14 protein-coding genes and 1 pseudogene are annotated in these 19,001 nt (G+C 62.7%); 5 read left to right on the forward strand and 10 right to left on the reverse strand.

Features of this window, described 5'->3' with window-relative positions; translation table 11 throughout:
• Position 1: 1 nt before the first annotated feature.
• Both GN234_RS23985 and GN234_RS23990 read right to left on the reverse strand, forming a co-directional pair.
• The gene (locus tag GN234_RS23985) at positions 2–3,118 is read right to left on the reverse strand and encodes a multidrug efflux RND transporter permease subunit (RefSeq protein ID WP_176689169.1); all 3,117 of its coding nucleotides are present in this window, start codon (positions 3,116–3,118) and stop codon (positions 2–4) included.
• Positions 3,115–4,272, reverse strand: a complete 1,158-nt coding sequence (locus GN234_RS23990) for an efflux RND transporter periplasmic adaptor subunit (RefSeq protein WP_109754800.1) — start codon at positions 4,270–4,272, stop codon at positions 3,115–3,117. The genes GN234_RS23985 and GN234_RS23990 overlap by 4 nt, the downstream gene beginning before the upstream one ends.
• Before the next feature lie 236 nt (positions 4,273–4,508).
• Here GN234_RS23990 and GN234_RS23995 point away from each other — a divergent pair, with 236 nt between their 5' ends.
• On the forward strand, positions 4,509–4,766 hold the full coding sequence (locus GN234_RS23995) for a hypothetical protein (RefSeq protein WP_109754799.1): 258 nt from the start codon (positions 4,509–4,511) through the stop codon (positions 4,764–4,766).
• Positions 4,767–4,795: 29 nt separating this feature from the next.
• Here GN234_RS23995 and GN234_RS24000 read toward each other — a convergent pair whose 3' ends face one another.
• Complete coding sequence (locus GN234_RS24000) at positions 4,796–5,764, reverse strand: LysR family transcriptional regulator (protein WP_176689170.1); 969 nt, start codon at positions 5,762–5,764, stop codon at positions 4,796–4,798.
• 324 nt (positions 5,765–6,088) lie between these two features.
• Between GN234_RS24000 and GN234_RS24005 the strand changes: the two genes are divergently transcribed.
• The 4 genes from GN234_RS24005 to GN234_RS24020 are packed head-to-tail and all read left to right on the forward strand — an operon-like array spanning position 6,089 to position 10,837.
• Positions 6,089–7,561 carry an efflux transporter outer membrane subunit gene (locus GN234_RS24005; protein ID WP_176689626.1) on the forward strand — a complete coding sequence of 491 codons (1,473 nt, stop codon included), beginning with the start codon at positions 6,089–6,091 and terminating at the stop codon, positions 7,559–7,561.
• A 7-nt stretch (positions 7,562–7,568) separates the two neighbouring features.
• A complete protein-coding gene (locus GN234_RS24010; protein WP_109754938.1) occupies positions 7,569–9,773 on the forward strand; it encodes an FUSC family protein in 2,205 nt (734 codons plus the stop codon).
• Positions 9,763–9,963 (forward strand): DUF1656 domain-containing protein, encoded by a 201-nt coding sequence (locus tag GN234_RS24015; RefSeq protein ID WP_024617598.1) that lies wholly within the window; start codon positions 9,763–9,765, stop codon positions 9,961–9,963. Before GN234_RS24010 ends, GN234_RS24015 begins: the two co-directional genes overlap by 11 nt.
• A gap of 10 nt (positions 9,964–9,973) precedes the next feature.
• The gene (locus tag GN234_RS24020) at positions 9,974–10,837 is read left to right on the forward strand and encodes an efflux RND transporter periplasmic adaptor subunit (protein ID WP_176689171.1); all 864 of its coding nucleotides are present in this window, start codon (positions 9,974–9,976) and stop codon (positions 10,835–10,837) included.
• 207 nt (positions 10,838–11,044) lie between these two features.
• Here the strand turns inward: GN234_RS24020 and GN234_RS24025 are convergent, their stop codons facing one another.
• The 7 genes and pseudogenes from GN234_RS24025 to GN234_RS24055 all read right to left on the reverse strand — a co-directional run bounded on the left by GN234_RS24025 (position 11,045) and on the right by GN234_RS24055 (position 18,985).
• Positions 11,045–11,869, reverse strand: a complete 825-nt coding sequence (locus GN234_RS24025) for an SDR family oxidoreductase (protein WP_116833392.1) — start codon at positions 11,867–11,869, stop codon at positions 11,045–11,047.
• Positions 11,870–11,907: 38 nt separating this feature from the next.
• Positions 11,908–12,372 (reverse strand): multidrug transporter, encoded by a 465-nt coding sequence (locus tag GN234_RS24030; protein WP_109754794.1) that lies wholly within the window; start codon positions 12,370–12,372, stop codon positions 11,908–11,910.
• A 161-nt stretch (positions 12,373–12,533) separates the two neighbouring features.
• Positions 12,534–13,986 (reverse strand): annotated as a pseudogene (locus GN234_RS24035) (mannose-1-phosphate guanylyltransferase/mannose-6-phosphate isomerase).
• Between the two features lie 218 nt (positions 13,987–14,204).
• Complete coding sequence (locus GN234_RS24040; protein WP_109754792.1) at positions 14,205–14,870, reverse strand: alginate O-acetyltransferase AlgF; 666 nt, start codon at positions 14,868–14,870, stop codon at positions 14,205–14,207.
• A 14-nt stretch (positions 14,871–14,884) separates the two neighbouring features.
• Positions 14,885–16,060 carry an alginate O-acetyltransferase gene (locus GN234_RS24045; protein ID WP_116833391.1) on the reverse strand — a complete coding sequence of 392 codons (1,176 nt, stop codon included), beginning with the start codon at positions 16,058–16,060 and terminating at the stop codon, positions 14,885–14,887.
• Between the two features lie 11 nt (positions 16,061–16,071).
• Complete coding sequence (locus GN234_RS24050) at positions 16,072–17,637, reverse strand: MBOAT family O-acyltransferase (protein WP_109754790.1); 1,566 nt, start codon at positions 17,635–17,637, stop codon at positions 16,072–16,074.
• A gap of 223 nt (positions 17,638–17,860) precedes the next feature.
• The gene (locus GN234_RS24055) at positions 17,861–18,985 is read right to left on the reverse strand and encodes a mannuronate-specific alginate lyase (RefSeq protein WP_134925699.1); all 1,125 of its coding nucleotides are present in this window, start codon (positions 18,983–18,985) and stop codon (positions 17,861–17,863) included.
• Positions 18,986–19,001: the final 16 nt, after the last annotated feature.

The following is a 19,001-nucleotide window of genomic DNA, read 5'->3' on the forward strand; positions in this document are numbered from 1 at the left end:
CTCAGTGGTCTGTGCTCGCCAGTGCCGCCGTCGGCGCCGACCCTGGCTGATGGGCGGGCCGATGGAACAGTCGCTCCAGCCACAAGTATATGACCGGTGTGGTGAACAGCGTCAGCGCCTGGCTCACCAGCAGGCCGCCCACTACCGCGATGCCCAGGGGCTGGCGCAGCTCTGCGCCGGGGCCATAGCCGAGCATCAGCGGCAAGGCACCGAGCAGCGCGGCCAGGGTGGTCATCATGATCGGACGGAAGCGTGTCAGGCACGCCTGGAAAATCGCTTCCTGGGGCGCGAGTCCTCTGTTGCGCTGGGCGTCGAGGGCGAAGTCGATCATCAGGATGCCGTTCTTCTTGACGATCCCGATCAGCAGCACCAGCCCGATCAGCGCCATGATCGAAAAGTCCTGGCCCAGCAGCCAGAGCATGATCAGCGCGCCGAGGCCGGCGGAGGGCAGGGTGGAGATGATCGTCAACGGATGCACGAAACTCTCGTAGAGCACGCCAAGAATGATGTACACGGCCACCAGCGCGGCGAGGATCAGCCATGGCTGGCTGGCCAGGGAGCTCTGGAAGGCCTGGGCTGCGCCCTGGAAGCTGCCGGTGATGGCCGCCGGCATGCCGATTTCGTTCTTCGCCTGGTCGAGCAGGCGCACCGCGTCCCCCAGGGCCACGCCTGGTGCCAGGTTGAATGACAGGTTGGCGGCCGGGAACATGCCGTCGTGAGCAATCGACAGCGGGCCGTTGCTCGGCGCATCGAAGCGGGCCAGGGCCGAGAGCGGCACCATTTCCCCGCTCAGGGGCGAACGCAGGTAGAAATACGCCAGGCTTTCGGCCTTGCCTCGTTGCTGGGCGTCGAGCTCCAGGATCACGTTGTACTGGTTGGTCTCGGTCTGGAATTCATTGATCTGGCGCTGGCCGAAGGCGTCGTATAGAGCCTGGTCGACATCGGTGGCGGTGAGGCCGAAACGTGCCGCCGCGCTGCGGTCGATGTTGATGTGGGTAATGCTGCCGCCCAGTTGCAGGTCGTTGGAGATGTCACGAAACGCCGGGTTGCCGCGCAGCTTGTCGGTGAGTTTTTGTGTCCAGGCGTTCAGGCTCGGCCCATCGTTGCTCTTGAGCACGTATTGATACTGGGCGCGACTGGGGCCGGAACTGAGGTTGATGTCCTGTCCGGCCCTGAGGTACAGCACCACGCCGGGGATTTTCAGTAATTGCGGGCGGATCCGGTCGATGAAGCCGCTGGCCGACACCTCACGCTCGCCCCGGGGCTTGAGGGCGATCCAGAAGCGGCCGTTGGCGATGGTCTGGTTGTTGCCCGAGACGCCGACGGAGTGGGAGAAGGTTTGCACCGCCGGGTCGGCGGCGACGATTTCGGCCAGGGCCTTGTGCTTGGCCACCATGTCCGGGAACGACACATCGGCGGCGGCTTCGCTGGTGCCCAGCACCAGGCCGGTGTCCTGTACCGGGAAGAACCCCTTGGGAATGAACACGTAGCCCACCACCGCCAATGCCAGGGTCAGGCCGAACACACCGATCATCAGTTTTTGATGGGCCAGGGCCCGACGCAGGCCGTGCTCGTACCAGCTCAGCAGGCGCTCGCCGAACCCGATCTTGTTGTGGGCATTATGCACCGGGGCGCGCATGAATAGCGCGGCCAGGGTCGGCGCCAACGTGAGCGACACCACCACTGAAATCAGGATGGTCGAGGTGGCGGTCAGGGCGAACTCCTTGAACAGGCGCCCGACCACGCCGCCCATGAACAGCAACGGAATGAACGCCGCTATCAACGAGAAACTGATGGAGACCACGGTGAAGCCGATTTCGCCAGCGCCCTTGATCGCCGCTTCGCGCATGCCGTCTCCGGCCTCCAGGTGCCGGTGGATGTTCTCCACCACCACGATCGCATCGTCCACCACGAACCCTACCGAAATGACGATCGCCACCAGGGTCAGGTTGTTCAGGCTGAAGCCCATCACGTACATCAACGCGAAGCTGGCGGTCAGCGATACCCCCAGCACCGCCGAGACAATCAGGGTCGCCGAGAGCTGGCGCAGGAACAACGCCATCACCGCGACCACCAGCAGCACCGCGATCAGCAAGGTGATTTCCACTTCATGCAACGAGGCGCGGATGGTCTGGGTGCGGTCGATCAGGACCTTGACCTGCACTGCGGCGGGCAACATGGCTTGCAGGGTGGGCAGGGCCGCCTGGATGCGGTCGACGGTCTCGACGATGTTCGCCCCCGGCTGCCGGAAGATCACCAGGTTGACCCCCGGTTCGTTGTCGGCCCAGGCCTGGACGTAGGCGTTTTCCGAGCCGTTGACGACCTTGGCGATGTCCTTGAGGTGAACCGGTGCCCCGTCCTTGTAGGACACGATCAGCTCACCGTACTCCTCAGGTTGGAACAGCTGGTCGTTGGTGGACAGGGTGGAAACGCTCGATTCGCCGTACAGGGCGCCCTTGGCCAGGTTGAGGCTGGCCTGCTGGAGCGCCAGGCGGATGTCCGCCAGGGTCAGGCCGATGGCGGCGAGTCGGTCAGCCGAGGCCTGGACCCGGATCGCCGGACGTTGCTGGCCGGTAATGTAGATTTGCCCTACACCATCGATCTGGCTGATCTGACGCGAGAGCAGGGTCTCGACGTAGTCGCTCAGCTCGGTGCCGGGCATCAGGGTGGAACTGATACTGAGGATCAGCACCGGGCTGTCGGCGGGGTTGACCTTGCGCCAGGTCGGCAGGTTCGGCATGTCGTTGGGCAGTTTGCCGGCGGCGGTGTTGATCGCCGCCTGCACTTCCTGGGCGGCGGTGTCGATGCTTTTATCGAGGCTGAATTGCAGGATCAGGTTGGTCGAGCCCAGTGCGCTGCTGGAGGTCATCTGGGTGATGCCGGGGATGGCACTGAATTGCACTTCCAGCGGTGTGGCCACCGACGAGGCCATGGTTTCGGGACTGGCCCCCGGCAACTGCGCGTTGACCTGGATGGTCGGGAATTCCGCCTCCGGCAACGGCGCGACGGGCAGGCGAGGAAACGCGATCACCCCCAGCAGGACCAGGGCAAACGTCAGCAGCACCGTGGCGATGGGGTGGTCGATGCACCACGCCGAAACCGAGCCGCGGCCCTTCATGGTTGCGGCTCCGCGGTCTTGGCCAGGGCGGGCGGATCACTGAGCACCTGGATGTGGCTGCCAGGCTTGAGCCGTGACTGACCGTCGCTCACCAGTTGGTCGCCGGCGTTCACGCCCTTGATGATGTGCATGTCGCTGTCCTGGTAAACCATCACCACCGGCACGCTCTCGACCTTGTCGCCCTTGATCCGGTACACGAAGTGTTGCTCCAGCCCGCGCTGGACCACGGTGGGAGGCACCACCAGGGCGTCCTTGTCGAGGGCGGTCTGGATCTTCAGCGTCACCAGTTGCCCGGGCCACAGCCGTTGCGCGGCGTTGTTGAATTCAGCCTTGGCCCGCAGGGTCCCGGTGTTGGTGTTGATCTGGTTGTCGATAAGACTCAGGCGCCCCTCGCCCAGCAACTCCCCGGTGGCACCATCGGCACCGATGTAGGCCTTGACCAAGGCTTGCTCGGGCGCCGCGATCAACCGTTGCAAGGTGGGCAGCATCTGCTGGGGCAGGGAGAACTCCACTGCGATCGGATCGATCTGGGTCACCGTGAACAGGCCTTCGGTGTCGCTGGTGCGCAGGAAGTTGCCTTCATCCACGTTACGAATGCCGACACGCCCGCTCACCGGGGAGCGGATCTGGGTGTAGGAAAGTTGCACCTGCGCCGAGTCGATGGCCGCCTGGTTGCCCTGGGCGGTGGCCTTGAGCTGGTTGACCAGCGCCTGTTGCTGGTCATAGGTCTGTTTCGATACGCCGTCATCGACGCTGAGTAATTTGTAGCGCTTGAGATTGACCTGGGCCACGGCGAGCTGCGCCTGGCTCTCGCCGAGTTGGGCCCGGGCCTGGTCGAGGCTGGCGCGGATCGAACGATCGTCGATGGTCGCCAACAGGTCCCCCTTCTTGACCAACTGTCCTTCCTTGACCAACAACCGGGTGAGGATGCCGTCGATCTGCGGCCGGATGACCACGCTGTGCAGCGACAGGACCGTGCCGATGCCGCTGGCAAAGCGCGGTACGTCTTTTTGCACCACGCTGACGGCCCGTACCGGAACAGCGGCAGGAGCGCTGGGCTTGGCGGTCACGGGCTTGAGCACAAACCAGAGGACAAGGGCCGCCAGGGCGACCAACAGCACGACGAGCAGGACAGTTTTCTTCTGGGTGTGCATGGATATGAAAGGCCGGTTCGGGACACAGGAGTTGGAGCTTTCTTATATAGCGTTACGAGCCGGTCAGGAAGGTGACGGCTAACTGTCAGGCTTGTCAGTTTTGTCCCGGCTTGCTGTCAGATGAATGGTTGTGCTGGATGAAACTGCCCTGCGCGCTGTGATATCGGCCAGGTATACTGCCGCCTTTCGCGGCTCGCTCTTCGGGCCCGACTGGCATGCATGACCCGGAGCCCTACATGAATTCCCCGACATCTTCGCCTGCGGACGAACTCCCTGGCGGCGAACAGGCCGATTTGTCCCACAGCGATGTTTCCAGCGCCGAGGACGTCAAAGCGCCGATTCCGGCCTTCAAATTCCCATTCAAACCAGGTGAGCTGGCTGCGGCCAAGGGTGCCGGGCAACAGCCGTGGTACAAGAACGGCGCGAAGAATGGCCATACCAAGACCCCGGGCGCTGCGCCTCCCGGCACGCGTCGTTCGATGGGCAAGCGCTGAAATCATCCTTCTTCACGCACGGGGCGATCTCAGTTCGCGACCCGTGCGCCAGCCAGCTTTCCGCTCAATTCGTAAGCCGCCAGCTCAGACTGGTGCGCCGCGAGGATTTCCGGCAACGAGCCTCGCAGGTACTCGACCCAGGTCTTGATCTTCGCATCCAGGTATTGGCGCGACGGGTAGATGGCATAGAGGTTCAGTTCCTGGGAGCGGTAGTTGGGCATGACCCGCACCAGCGTGCCGTTGCGCAAGCCTTCGATGGCGGCGTACACCGGCAGTACCCCCACGCCCATGCCGCTGGTGATCGCGGTTTTCATCGCGTCGGCGGAATTGACCAGGAACGGTGAGCTGTTGATGGTGACCATCTCCTGGCCTTCCGGGCCGTCGAACACCCATTTTTCCAGCGGAATGACCGGGCTGACCAGGCGCAGGCAGGCGTGGTTGAGCAGGTCGCTGGGTTTTTGCGGGCAGCCGCTGGCTTTCACGTAGGCGGGCGACGCGCAGACGATGCTGTAGGTAATCCCCAGGCGCTGGGAGACAAAACCCGAATCCGGCAGCTCGCTGGCGAGCACGATGGAGACGTCATAGCCCTCGTCGAGGATGTCCGGCACCCGGTTGGCCAGGGTCAGGTCGAAGGTCACATCCGGATGCGTCTTGCGGTAACGGGCGATGGCGTCGATCACGAAATGCTGGCCGATGCCGGTCATCGTGTGGACCTTCAACTGCCCGGCCGGTCGCGCGTGGGCATCGCTGGCCTCGGCTTCCGCTTCTTCGACATAAGCCAGGATCTGCTCGCAACGCAACAAGTAGCGTTTACCCGCCTCGGTCAGGGCGATCCGGCGAGTGGTACGGTTGAGCAGGCGGGTTTGCAGGTGGGCTTCCAGATTGGAAATCGCACGCGAGACGTTGGCTGTGGTGGTATCCAGTTGCACGGCGGCGGCGGTGAAACTGCCGGCTTCGGCAACACAGCTGAACGCGCGCATGTTTTGCAAGGTGTCCATGGAGGGCTCTCTTGGGAGGTGGCAAATTGTGACACGAAGTTACAGAGCTGCGGGACCCGACTAATGGATTATCGCGTTAACGGTAACAAAGATTCACAGAAAGGTCGGCTTATCGCCGGGGAGGGCGATGCCTAGAATTGCCGCCAATCCTGGACCTATTGACTCCTTGTGGGGAGCGAGCCTGCTCGCGATGGGGGGCACCACATCCACCTTCGATGTGTCTGGCCGGACGCCATCGCGAGCAGGCTCGCTCCCACAAGTGTGTTACCAGGCATGCATCCTCATGATCGCTTCATGCCTCTCCATCTCAGGAATTTTGCGCAAGTGCCGCGTTGCATCAGCAGAGAGCTGAAGACTCTCAGTGTTTGGGTTCTGACATTAACCATCAGCGGTTGCATCGGGACAGGAGGGATTGGGCCGCAAAGCCAGGTGTTACCGGCCAACCAATTGGCTACCGATGCGGCCATCCGCGATGCCGCCCGCGATGCCCACTGGCCTACCCACCAGTGGTGGAACGCCTATGGCGACCCGCAGTTGAATCGCTGGATCGACCTGGCCGTGCACGACAGCCCGAGCCTGGCCATGGCCGCCGCCCGGATACGCCAGGCTAAGGCGATGGCCGGTGTCGTCGAGGCCGCCGAGTCGCTGCAGATCAATGGCCAGGCGACCCTCAAGCGTCACAACTGGCCCACCGATCAGTTCTATGGCCCTGGCGAGCTCGCCGACACCACCACCTGGGACAACAACGCCGGCCTGGGCTTGAGCTACGCCCTGGACCTGTGGGGCCGCGAGCGTAATGCCAGTGAACGGGCGGTTGACCTGGCCCATGCCAGTGTCGCTGAGGCGCGGCAGGCGCAACTGGAATTGCAGAGCAACATCGTGCGCGCCTACATCCAGTTTTCGTTGCACTACGCCCAGCGCGATATCGTCGCCGCGACCCTCCATCAACAAGAGCAGATTCTAGAGCTGGCGCAAAAGCGCCTGGATGGCGGCATCGGCACCCATTTCGAAGTCAGCCAGGCCCAGGCGCCGTTGCCTGAGACCCATCGCCAACTCGACGCCCTCGACGAAGCCATTGCCTTGAGCCGCAATCAATTGGCGGCGCTGGCGGGCAAGGGGCCAGGAGAGGGCGCGCGGCTGCGGCGTCCGACCCTGGCCCTCGGCGCACCTTTGAAGTTGCCGTCGGCCTTGCCCGCCGAGCTGCTCGGCCAGCGTCCGGATGTGGTGGCCGGGCGTTGGCAAGTGGCCGCTCAGGCGCGGGGTATCGATGTGGCTCGCGCCGGCTTTTATCCCAACGTCGACCTGGTGGGCAGTATTGGCTACATGGCCACCGGCGGCGGGGCGCTGGAGTTCTTGACCGGCAAGAAGCTTACCTACAACGTCGGACCGGCGATCACGTTGCCGATCTTCGACGGTGGGCGCTTGCGTTCGCAGTTGGGCGAGGCGGCGGCCGGTTATGACATCGCCGTGGCCCACTACAACCAGACACTGGTGAATGCCCTCAAGGGGATTTCCGATCAGTTGATCCGGCGTGAATCGATGGACAAGCAACAAGCCTTCGCCGCTGAATCGGTGGCGGCCGCCCAGCGCACTTACGATATTGCGCTGGTGGCGTTCCAGCGCGGGCTGACGGATTACCTCAACGTGCTCAACGCCCAAAGCCTCTTGTTCAAGCAGCAACAGGTGCAGCAGCAAGTGGAGGCGGCGCGCTTGAGTGCCCATGCCGACCTGGTGACGGCATTGGGCGGTGGGCTGGAAGCCGGTAACGACTCCTCCGACTTGAGCCATGCAGAGTAGTTCTATTGTGATGTCTTTACTCGCTCCTGCCCGCCGGCTCTATCGCCTCGAGTGGCGCCGTGGTTTCTTCGACTGGGCCCGCAGCGACGGGGTGACCTGGGTCTATATCTTCAAGGTCCTGTTTGCTGCGTTTTTGACCTTGTGGCTGGCGATGCGCCTGGAACTGCCCCAACCGCGCACGGCCATGATCACCGTATTCATTGTCATGCAGCCCCAGAGCGGGCAGGTGTTCGCCAAGAGCTTCTATCGCTTGCTCGGTACCCTGGCCGGCTCGGCGGTGATGGTGGCGTTGATCGCCTTGTTTGCCCAGAACACCGAGCCGTTTCTCGGTTGCCTGGCGATCTGGGTTGGCCTCTGTTCGGCGGGGGCGGCGCGTTACCGCAACTTCCGGGCCTACGGTTTTGTGCTGGCCGGCTACACCGCGGCGATGATCGGCCTGCCAGCCCTGGCCCATCCGGAAGGCGCGTTCATGGCGGCGGTCTGGCGGGTGCTGGAGATATCCCTGGGAATTCTCTGCGCTACCCTGGTCAGCGCCGCGATCCTGCCGCAAACCGCCAGCGCCGCCATGCGCAATGCCTTGTACCAGCGCTTTGGGGTATTTGCCCTGTTCGTGACCGATGGCCTGCGTGGGCGCAGCCAGCGAGAGGCCTTCGAGGCGCGTAACGTGGGCTTCATCGCTGAAGCCGTCGGCCTGGAAAGCCTGCGCAGCGTGACCGTGTTCGAAGACCCGCACATGCGTCGGCGCAATGGCCGGCTCAGTCGTTTGAACAGCGAGTTCATGGGCGTCACCACCCGCTTCAACGCCTTGCACCAATTACTCGAACGCTTGCGCGGCAGTGCGGCGGATCACGTGGTCAACGCCATCAAGCCGGGTTTGCAAACCTTGGCTGAACTGCTCGATGGCTTCAGTGGCCGCGCCCTGACCGACGCCGATGCGGCCCGTCTGGCGGTGGCGCTGGCCGACTATAAGGCCGAACTGCCGGCCCAGGTACGACGGCTGCGAGCGTTGTTCCAGGAAACGGAACCCAGTGATGGGCAGCAGTTGGATTTCCATACCGCCTACGAGCTGCTTTATCGCTTCGTCGACGATCTGCATGGCTATGCCCTGACCCATGCATCCCTGGCCGATCATCGCCACGAACGTGAGCGCTGGGACGAACCATTCGTGCCGCAGACCAACTGGTTGGCTGCCACGGCATCGGGTATTCGTGCCGCCTTCATCCTGTTGGTGCTGGGTAGTTACTGGGTCGCCACGGCTTGGCCGAGCGGCGCGACCATGACGATGATCGCCGCCGCCACGGTGGGCTTGTCGGCCGCGACGCCCAACCCCAAGCGCATGGCGTTCCAGATGGCCTGCGGCACGTTGTTCGGGGCGTTGATCGGCTTCGTCGAGATGTTTTTCATCTTCCCGTTGATCGATGGCTTCCCGTTGCTTTGCGTGATGCTGGCGCCAGTGATCATGCTCGGTTCGTTCCTCAGTTCCAGGCCGCAATACGCCGGAGTCGGGCTGGGGCTGCTGATCTTTTTCAGCACCGGTTCGGTGCCGGACAACCTGACGGTCTACAACCCCTACGCGTTCATCAACGACTACATCGCGATGATCCTCGGCATGCTGGTATGCGCCGCCGCCGGGGCAATCATCCTGCCGCCCAACAGCCGCTGGTTGTGGCGCCGGTTGGAGCAGGACCTGCGCGAGCAAGTGGTGTTTGCCATCAGCGGCAAGCTCAAGGGCCTGGCGTCGAGTTTCGAAAGCGGTACCCGCGACTTGCTGCACCAAGCTTACGGGCTGGCGGCGGGGCAGCCCCAGGTGCAACGGGGATTGCTGCGCTGGATGTTCGTGGTGCTGGAGGTTGGCCACGCGATTATCGAGTTGCGCAAGGAGCAGGCGATTTTGCCCGTGCATCCGGCTTATGCCGAAAGCCAGCCGTGGCGCCAGGCGATCCGCGTGATGGGGCGGGCACTGGTGCGGCTGTTCCGCCAGCCGAGCCAGAGCAATCTGGAGCGTGCCCTGGTGGCAGTGGATCACGCCATCAGCCGTGTGCAGGCCACCGACGAACCCTTCGCCCCGCATTTCGACACCTCGGCCCTGCGTCGGGTGAAAAGCTACCTGCATTTCATCCGTACCTCGCTGCTCGACCCGCAATCGCCATTGGCCGGCTATGCCATGCCGCCTGCCACACCGCTGTCCCAGGAACCTGAACATGCCCCGTGAGATCGCCTTCCATGGCGTGTACATGCCCACCATGACCTTGATGTTCTTCATCGCCGCCGCCCTGGCCTGGGCGCTGGACCGCTTCCTGTCGGGGCTGGACCTGTACCGCTTCTTCTGGCACCCGGCGTTGCTGCGCCTGAGTCTGTTTACCTGCCTGTTCGGCGCGCTGGCGCTGACGGTCTACCGTTGAGATCGATGCGATGAAAAAGTTTTTCAGCCTGCTGGCGACACTGTTGGTGCTGGCCCTGGCCCTGTGGATTGGCCGTACGTTATGGGTGCATTACATGAACACCCCCTGGACCCGCGATGGTCGGGTGCGGGCCGACATCATCAACGTCGCCGCCGACGTCAGCGGCGAAGTGGTCGAGGTGCCGGTGCGCGACAACCAAATCGTAAAAAAGGGTGACCTGCTGCTGCGCGTCGATCCCGAGCATTACCGCATCGCCGTGAAGCAGGCGCGTTCCCTGGTGGCGTCGCGCAAGGCCACCTGGGAGATGCGCAAGGTCAACGCCCATCGCCGCGCCGACCTGGACAGCCTGGTGATCTCCCGGGAAAACCGCGACGACGCCAGCAACATCGCCGACTCGGCCCTGGCCGATTACCAGCAGGCCCAGGCGCAACTGGAGGCGGCCGAGCTGAACCTGGCGCGCACCGAAGTCCGCGCGGCGGTGGACGGTTACGTCACCAACCTCAACGTGCACCGTGGCGACTATGCGCGCATCGGCGAGGCGAAGATGGCCGTGGTGGACATGCATTCGTTCTGGGTCTATGGCTACTTCGAAGAGACCAAACTGCCCAAGGTGCGGGTTGGTGATTCGGCGCAGTTGCAGCTCATGAGCGGCGAAATGCTCAAGGGACACGTGGAAAGCATCTCCCGCGGCATCTACGACCGTGACAACCCTGAAAGCCGCGAATTGATCGCCGACGTCAACCCGACCTTCAACTGGGTGCGCCTGGCCCAGCGGGTGCCGGTGCGGATTCATCTCGATGAAGTGCCGGAAGGTGTGCTGCTGGCGGCGGGGATGACCTGTACGGTGGTGGTCGAGCCCCACGACAATCGCTGAGATCACTGATTACCAATGGAATGATGGTGAGATTTGATACACACCAGAGATCCCCTGTGGGAGCGGGCTTGCTCGCGAATGCGGTGGTTCAGCTTGCATTGATATTGGCTGTGCCGGCGCCTTCGCGAGCAAGCTCGCTCCCACATTGGATCTTCGGTGGGCATGAGTTTTGTGTCCGCCACAGAAAAGTGCCTGCTTTTTCAGTAGCTACAGCGACCCACCCAACCCAAACCGCTTCATCAACCCCTTCTCCAGAAGCCCCTTGGGCAGCCACCCGGCCATCAAGGGCAGTGACCGGCTGCCGTTGCCCAGGCGCAACAGGCGCGGAGGCTTGGGTTGTTGCACGGCCTTGAGCAGGCCGGCGGCGAATTCGTTGGCCGGGGTCGGGTTGTCCTGGGAGGCCTTGGCGCGGGAGCGGATGCCGTCGCGCAGGGGCCACCAGGGCGATTGTTCGCTGATCAGCTGTTCGGCTTCATGGCCGGCATTCTTGGCGAAGCTGGAGGCTATCGCGCCGGGCTGGACTTCCATCACGCGAATGCCGAACGGCGCCAGTTCCATGCGCAAGGCATCGCTCAAGGCGTGCACCGCGGCCTTCGAGGCGCAGTAGGCGCCGGCAAACGGCGTGACCAGTACGCCGGACACGCTGCCGATGTTCACCACCAGCCCCCGAGCGCGGCGCAACACCGGAAACAGCGCGCGCGTCACGCCGACGATGGCGAACACATTGGTTTCGAACTGCCGCTGCATGGCCGGCACGCCACCGTCCAGCAGCGGGCCCATGGCACCGTAGCCGGCATTGTTGACCAGCACATCCAGCCCGCCGTGCTGCTGGTTGATCCGCTCGTTCAGTTGTTCCAGGGCCGGGCCGTCGTTGACGTCCAGCTGCACGGCGGTGAACCCGGCGGTGGCGAGTGTCGCCACGTCGTCAGTCTTGCGCGCCGTGGCCCAGACCTGATAACCCGCAGCCTTGAAGGCGTCGGCGAGGGCGCGGCCAATGCCGCTGGAACATCCGGTAATCAACGCAACAGGCATGGTGCATTCCTTATGCAAAAAAGTGGGGGGCAGGGCAATCAGTTGGAAAAGCTACCGTGCAATCGCTCGGCGCGAAACTCCAGGGTCTGTGGGCGATACCCTGGGCGCAGGGGCGGCAGCGGCAGGCAGTCTTGCCAATCGGCCCCGGCCTGCAATTCGCCCGGGCCACGGTAGCGCGGTGCGTCGTAGGGGCTGTCGGCGAGGTTGATGGTGTCGCCAGGCGCATAGGCCGCGACCCGCCACTGCAGTTCGATCAGCGGCACGTCATTGGTGTTTTTTATGGTCAGCGACAGCGGCCGGTCGGCGGGGCATTGTCCGGGGGCATAGCTGATGCGCAATTCCAGGCGCTCCAGTTGCCGGGTCTCGCGGTTTTCCTGCCAGAGCACCCACGCGGCGACCAGGCCCAGGCCGATGAACGCCGCCAGGGATACCGGCAAGGCCTTGGCCGGGTAGCGCAGCAGCAGGATGAGCCAGGTGATAACCAGCAAGACGCCGATAAGCATGGTTGAAGCCTCCGATACCGTAGGCCCATCCTACCGAAGAGAGTGGCAGGTGTTGAAGCGATGATGCTGCTCGGCATGTGCAGGCAAAAAAAAGGCCCCACCCAACCCACTGCGGATAGGGGACGCAGTGGGCTGGACGGGGGCTTCTCTTTTGCGAAGGTTTACTGCGCGATGGTTTTCACCGAGACGCCGCGCTCAACCGGGGTGGAACGACCGTAGATGTCCTCGAAACGCTCGATGTCGTCTTCGCCCAGATAGCTGCCGGACTGAACCTCGATGATTTCCAGCGGGATCTTGCCCGGGTTGCGCAGGCGGTGGACCGACGCGATCGGGATATAGGTCGACTGGTTTTCGCAGAGCAGGAACACGTTCTCGTCGCAGGTCACTTCAGCGGTGCCGCTGACCACGATCCAGTGTTCGGCGCGGTGGTGGTGCATCTGCAACGACAGGCACGCGCCCGGCTTGACCGAGATGTGCTTGACCTGGAAACGACCGCCCATGTCCACCGAGTCATAGGAACCCCACGGACGATAGACCTCGCAGTGGTTCTGGGTCTCGGTGCGGCCCTGGGCGTTGAGGGTGTTGACCATCTGCTTGACGCCTTGGACCTTGTCCTTGTGGGCGATCATCATGGCGTCCTTGGTTTCGACCACCACGATGTTGTCCAGGCCAATCACCGACACCAGCTTGCCGTTGCCGTGGATCATGCAGTTGCGGCTGTCCTGGACGACCACGTCGCCCTTGGTGACGTTGCCGTTGGCGTCCTTGGCATTGACTTCCCACAGCGACGACCAGCAGCCGACATCACTCCAACCGGCCGACAGTGGGACCACACAGGCGCGCTGGGTCTTTTCCATCACCGCGTAGTCGATGGAGTTGTCCGGGCAGCAGGCGAAGGTGGCTTCGTCGAAGGTGATGGTATCCGGGGTCTGCTCACTGCGCTCCAGAGTCAGCAGGCAGGTGTCGTAGATGTCCGGATCGTGCTTTTTCAGCTCTTCGAGGAAGCGGCTGGCACGGAACAGGAACATGCCGCTGTTCCAGAAATACCCGCCGGCCTCGACGAACTCGGTGGCACGCTTGACGTCGGGTTTTTCGACGAAGTGCGAGACGCGGCTCACGCCCTCGGGCAGCAGCGCATCGTTGGTCGACTTGATGTAGCCGTAGCCGGTTTCCGGTTTGGTGGCCGGTACGCCGAACAGCACCATTTCGCCACGCTCGGCAGCCACGGTGGCCAGGGCCAGGGCGCGTTGCAGGGCTTTCTGGTCTTCGATCACGTGGTCGGCCGGCAGCACCAGCATCAACTCGTCGCGACCTTCGTTGACCAGCATCATCGCGGTCAGCGCCACGGCCGGTGCGGTGTTGCGCCCGAACGGTTCCATCAGGATGCGCTGGGCTTCGAGCTTACGGTTGCTCAACTGCTCGTTGACGATGAAACGGTGGTCTTTGTTGCAGACCACGATCGGCGTGTCCATGCCTTCGAACACCAGGCGCTCGAGGGTCTGCTGGAACAGGGTGTGTTCACCGGTCAGGGGCCAGGAACTGTTTAGGGAATTGCTTGCGCGAAAGCGGCCAAAGACGTGAGCCACTACCACCTGACAAGATCACCGGAATCATGTTTGTTACTCCTTGAAGCGAAATGGTTGTTAGAGCTACTGCGTTCTGTCGTTTCACTCTCTTGTTGTTGTTCCGTACCCGAATGACACCCCGATTCAGGGTGGGAGCGGGCTTGCTCGCGAAAGCGGTGGTTCAGCCAACATCAATGTTGAATGTGAGACCGTATTCGCGAGCAAGCCCGCTCCCACAGGGGGTACAGCGTCAATCAGGCGAATTCATCAGCGGGTCGACACTGGGCGTTTCACCCACACTGGCGACAGGCTGCTGCCTGAACCGGTGACGTACAGCACGGCCGCTTCGCCGCGTTCCAGGGCCACGGGCTTGAGGTCGCCGACTTTCTTGTCGCCTTCGAACAGCGCCAGGGTCACCTTCACTGGGTTGATTTCACGCTCGCCACGACCTTTGGCCGCGACGTTCGGCACCACTTCGGTCTTGCCATCGGCGGTCTTGAGGGTCAGAGCCTTGTCGCTGAGGTTCTGCACGCGCACCAAGGACTTCTGCTTGTTCTTGAACGGCGGCTCTTCGATCAACTGAGGCTGGCCGCTGGCGTTGTTGACCAGGGTGTAATAGTGATCGGAAGCCAGTTTCACCGGCACGGTCTGGCTGCCGACCTTGGCGCTGTAGTCGCCACCGGGCATGAAGCTGAAGTCGCTGCTGGCCAAGGGAGCTACGTCGCTGATGTTGGTGCTGCCGACGGTGGCGCTGACTTCGGCGTTGGCGGCGTTATAGACCCGCACGAAGCTCGAGCCTTTTGGCGCGACCGGGCCGTACAGGGCCGAGTCACCGGCAAAGGCTGACAGAGAAAGGGCGCTCATGCTGGCGACGAGGGCAACGGCCTTGAAGGAGCGAGCAGCGAGACGGCGAGGAGTAGTGTTGAAAGTCATGGTGGACCTCTCTTTCAGTTTTGCGCCCGGTCGGGCGTCTCGGATGGGGTGTTGGCGGCTACGTTCTGTTGGCGCGCACCGGCTTGTTTGAGCTCTGCGACCCACTGTGGGTCGGCGTCGCCGATTTCGTTGTTCACGGGCAGATAACGTTCAGGGAACTCCCAGATCAGCACCTGTGGCGGGCTGTTCTTGAAGGCATCGCTCTTGAGGTAGCTGAGCATCGGCAGAATCGGGCCGTGGCCGTCTTCGGCGTAGTTCACGACGTCGCTGTGCAGGGCTTGCTTGAGTGCACCGACGAAGTTCCAGGTAGGGTTGGCGCTGTAGCTGGTGCCGATCAGGGCCACGGGCACCTGGGCGTCAGCGAACAGCGCGTCGTCGCCGGCCGGCTGGTCGTCGGCTTCGCGGGTATTACGCTTGACCAGCGGTTCCTGGGCCGGCATCAGGTTTTCGAACAGCGGATCCAGGGGCAGGAACTGACGCAGGTCGCCCTTGTGGGTGATTTTCTCCGCAGGCTCGGTGACGAAGCGTTGCGGCTCGCCGTTGAGCGGTGATTTCTCGGCAATGGCCTTGGCCAGGTTCTCGGCAGCGACCTGGGCACCTTCCGGGGTCCAGTGGGTGTCGGTGCGCAGGAACACTTGCTGGCCGCTTTGCTTGGCCTGTTGCAGCGGGCCGAGCAGGTCAGGGGCGAGGATCTTGTCGGCCGCCACGCGAGCGTGGAAGTCCTGGTAAAGGTTGGCGTGAATGCTCGATGGCTTCACGTCACCCAGGTGCTCCGGATACAGGCGAGCCTTGGCCGGTATGATCGCCATCACCAGGGTGATGCCTTGTTCCTTGAGCTTCTGGCGCACGCCTTCGACCAGTGCGTAGTTGCCTTGCAGGTTCAGCTCTTCGTTGACGATCGGGTTGAACTCTTCGTCGCTGTACAGCCACTGGTCGCGGCCCAGGACCACGCCTTTACGGCCTTCGTTGAACAGCTTGTAGTCCAGCGCGGCCCAGATGTTGGTGCCCAGGCGCTTGATCGGGAACTCGTCGTCGTAGTGCGTTTCCACGGCTTTGGCCCAGCGCCCGTTGAGCACGGTCGCGTCGGGGTTGGTGTTGAAGCCGAAGAAGCTGCGCATCGACCACAGGCCCAGCGCTGTCAGGATCAGCATGAACAGTGCGATGTAAAAGATGCGTAATGAGCGGGTCATATTCAGATCCCTCAGAACTGGAAGTAAAGGAACGGCGAGAAGCTTTGCGCCGAGAGTTTGAGAATCGAGGCGATGAACAGCAGCAGTACCAGGGCGCGCATCACGTAGCGTGACCAGTCCACGGTCCAGTAGGCAGGTTGCACCTGGGCTTCGACACCCACGGTGTAGCCCGGTTCATGGATCGTCGATGGGTTGTCACCCGGTACGGCCTTGATCATCCCCGGTTGCGCGGTGGCCGGGCCGTTGGCCTCGGTGTTGACCTCGGGCTTGGTCTTGAGCGGCGGACGGTTGGTGTAGAAGTCCCGCAGGCCGAAGAATGCGAGGGTGATGTAGGCCACCACCAGCGTCGCGATCTGCAGGCCGGTGAGGTTGGCGCGGGTCAGTTCCGATAGCGACCAGTCGCCGAAGCTGAACATGGCGCCGTACATGCGACCGGCCACGTGCAGGTTCTCGGCACGGAAAATCACCCAGCCCATGACCACCAGCAGGAAGGTCAGCGCCCAGCGGATCGGGTTGATGCTGCGTGGTGTGGTGTTGATGCCCACGGCCTTCTCGATGGCCAGCCAGATACCGTGCCAGGCACCCCAGATCACGTAGGTGATGTTCGCGCCGTGCCACAGACCACCGAGCAGCATGGTCAGGAACAGGTTGCGATAGGTCATCAACGTACCTTTGCGGTTACCGCCCAGGGTGATGTAGAGGTAATCGCGCAGCCAGGTGGAGAGGCTGATGTGCCAGCGGCGCCAGAACTCGGTGATCGACTGGCTGATGTAGGGCTGCTTGAAGTTTTCCATGAAACGGAAACCCATCATCAGGCCCAGGCCGATGGCCATGTCGCTGTAGCCGGAGAAGTCGAAGTACAGCTGCGCGGTGTAGGCCAGGGCGCCGAGCCAGGCATCGCCCGTGGTCGGGTTTTGCAAGGCGAAGCAATGGTCGGCCACGACCGCCAGGGTGTCGGCGATGAACACTTTCTTGATGAAGCCCTGCATGAAGCGGGTGCAGCCTTCGGAGAACTTGTCCAGGGTGTGGGTACGGTTGTTGAACTGGTCGGCCAGGTCGCGGAAACGCAGCACGGGGCCAGCGATCAGGTGCGGGAAAATCGCCACGAACGCCGCGAAGTCGATCAGGTTGCGGGTGGCCGGTGTGTCACCGCGATAGACGTCGATGATGTAGCTGATGGACTCGAAGATGTAGAACGAGATCCCGATCGGCAACAGCACGTGGGTCAGGATGAACGGGTTGAGACCGAAGCCGGTGATGATTGCGTTGAGGCTGTCCACGCCGAAGTTGGCGTACTTGAAATAGCCCAGGATGGCCAAGTCCACGCCCACGCCGAGCAGCAGCCAGCGCTGGGCCGGTTTGGTGCGCACACCCGCGGCGCCGACTTTCAGGCCTATCCAGTAGTTCCACAGGGTCACGCCGGCGAACAGTGCGAGGAAGTCCACTCGCCACCAGGCATAGAACACGTAGCTGGCGATCAGCAGCAGCAGGTTGCGATAGCGTTGCCCGCTCAAGTAGTACAAGCCGAGAAAGATCGGCAGGAACAGGAACAGGAACACATTGGATGAAAATACCATCCCGATCTCTCCATGTTGAATCAACAGTCAAGGGCCAGAGCCCCCCCAAACCCCCCCATGAAAACCGGGGGGCTTCATTACATTCGAAACAGACCCAACTCCCCTTGTGGGAGCGAGCCTGCTCGCGATGACGGTGTATCAGTCGACATCCTTGGCGAATGTCAGACCGCTATCGCGAGCAGGCTCGCTCCCACAGGTTTCCCTGTCGGCAGGGTGAGTGGTGTCAGCTTCCTTTTTCGCCTTTCTCCCGTGACGGGTCATACACCTTGGTCAAGTCCCCGCCGAGGCGGAAAGTCTTGAACGGTTGCATTTCGTGCTTGCGCTCCAGCACATCCTCGGAACAGGTGTAGAGGCTGCAGAACGGTTCGAGCCAGGCGAATTTCGAATCGATCTTCAGGTCCTTCATGTCCTGCTCGTCGCCGTTCTTCTCTTCGAAGATGTCCGGGTCTTTCACCCCGGCCAGCACCCGATCACCCAGTCGCTTGAGCGCACCGTTGTTTTCCTGGCGCAGGTCCACGCCGTTGACCTGGGCGAAACTGGCGATCATCGCCAGCGGCGGCAACGCGTAGTTGTGGTAGGACAGGGCCCGTTGTTTGCGCTTGAGTTCGTTGGGCAGGAAACCGTCCGCATCGACCTGGTTGACGCCGACCTTGTATTCCTTGACGGCCCAATCGAACAGGTCGCGGCGGTTGGTTGCCACGGCCGTTGCCATCACCGACCAGGCGGCCCAGTAGGAGTGGTTGTTGGTCTTGTCCAGCGGCAGGTTGTCCCAGTCGCTGACCACCTGATCGGCCATCCGGCTGAACCAGCCTTCGATCAGTTGCGCCTGCTCCTGATGATTGGCCAGTGGGCGGGACTCGGAGAACTTCAGGCGTACATAGGCCGAAGCCATGCTGCCCAGCGCCCATTTGCGCATGGACTTGCCGGTGTGGTTGAAGTCCTTGGACATCAGTGCATCGGCCTGGGCCCACGCGGTCAGCCAGTTGAGGGTGCATTCCAATTGTTCGGGACGACCGTCACGCATGAATTGCATCACTTGCTTGCTGACGCCACGCTCGATCTTGGTGATGTCGGCGGTGCTGTCGCGGAAGGCTTTTTCCGACTGCACGTTCAGGGTCGCGCGGGCCTTGTCGGAGCCCTCGTACTTGCTGCGAAATTGCAGGGAGCCAGTGTAGGGCGTCGGTGTGGCATCGCAACCTTGGGCGGCTTCGCCCACCTTGACCTTCTCGATCGGTGCGAAGTAACCCTGTGGCGGACGCAGCGGGGCCGCCGCCTGCGTGGCCCCGGCGAACATCGCCAGGGTCAGCAGGGATGGCGCCAGCAGCGTTTTCAACGTTCGGGTGCGCATGGTTCTAGTCATGAGA

The sequence above is a fragment of the Pseudomonas bijieensis genome (genome assembly GCF_013347965.1).
GTDB lineage: Bacteria > Pseudomonadota > Gammaproteobacteria > Pseudomonadales > Pseudomonadaceae > Aquipseudomonas > Aquipseudomonas bijieensis.

Excerpts from the sequence above, each read along its gene's own strand:
- GN234_RS23990 (WP_109754800.1), bottom strand. The coding sequence starts at position 4,272 with ATGCACACCCAGAAGAAAACTGTCCTGCTCGTCGTGCTGTTGGTCGCC.
- GN234_RS23995 (WP_109754799.1), top strand. The coding sequence starts at position 4,509 with ATGAATTCCCCGACATCTTCGCCTGCGGACGAACTCCCTGGCGGCGAA.
- GN234_RS23985 (WP_176689169.1), bottom strand. The coding sequence starts at position 3,118 with ATGAAGGGCCGCGGCTCGGTTTCGGCGTGGTGCATCGACCACCCCATC.
- GN234_RS24025 (WP_116833392.1), bottom strand. The coding sequence starts at position 11,869 with ATGCCTGTTGCGTTGATTACCGGATGTTCCAGCGGCATTGGCCGCGCC.
- GN234_RS24050 (WP_109754790.1), bottom strand. The coding sequence starts at position 17,637 with ATGGTATTTTCATCCAATGTGTTCCTGTTCCTGTTCCTGCCGATCTTT.
- GN234_RS24045 (WP_116833391.1), bottom strand. The coding sequence starts at position 16,060 with ATGACCCGCTCATTACGCATCTTTTACATCGCACTGTTCATGCTGATC.
- GN234_RS24000 (WP_176689170.1), bottom strand. The coding sequence starts at position 5,764 with ATGGACACCTTGCAAAACATGCGCGCGTTCAGCTGTGTTGCCGAAGCC.
- GN234_RS24015 (WP_024617598.1), top strand. The coding sequence starts at position 9,763 with ATGCCCCGTGAGATCGCCTTCCATGGCGTGTACATGCCCACCATGACC.
- GN234_RS24030 (WP_109754794.1), bottom strand. The coding sequence starts at position 12,372 with ATGCTTATCGGCGTCTTGCTGGTTATCACCTGGCTCATCCTGCTGCTG.
- GN234_RS24040 (WP_109754792.1), bottom strand. The coding sequence starts at position 14,870 with ATGACTTTCAACACTACTCCTCGCCGTCTCGCTGCTCGCTCCTTCAAG.
- GN234_RS24020 (WP_176689171.1), top strand. The coding sequence starts at position 9,974 with ATGAAAAAGTTTTTCAGCCTGCTGGCGACACTGTTGGTGCTGGCCCTG.
- GN234_RS24055 (WP_134925699.1), bottom strand. The coding sequence starts at position 18,985 with ATGCGCACCCGAACGTTGAAAACGCTGCTGGCGCCATCCCTGCTGACC.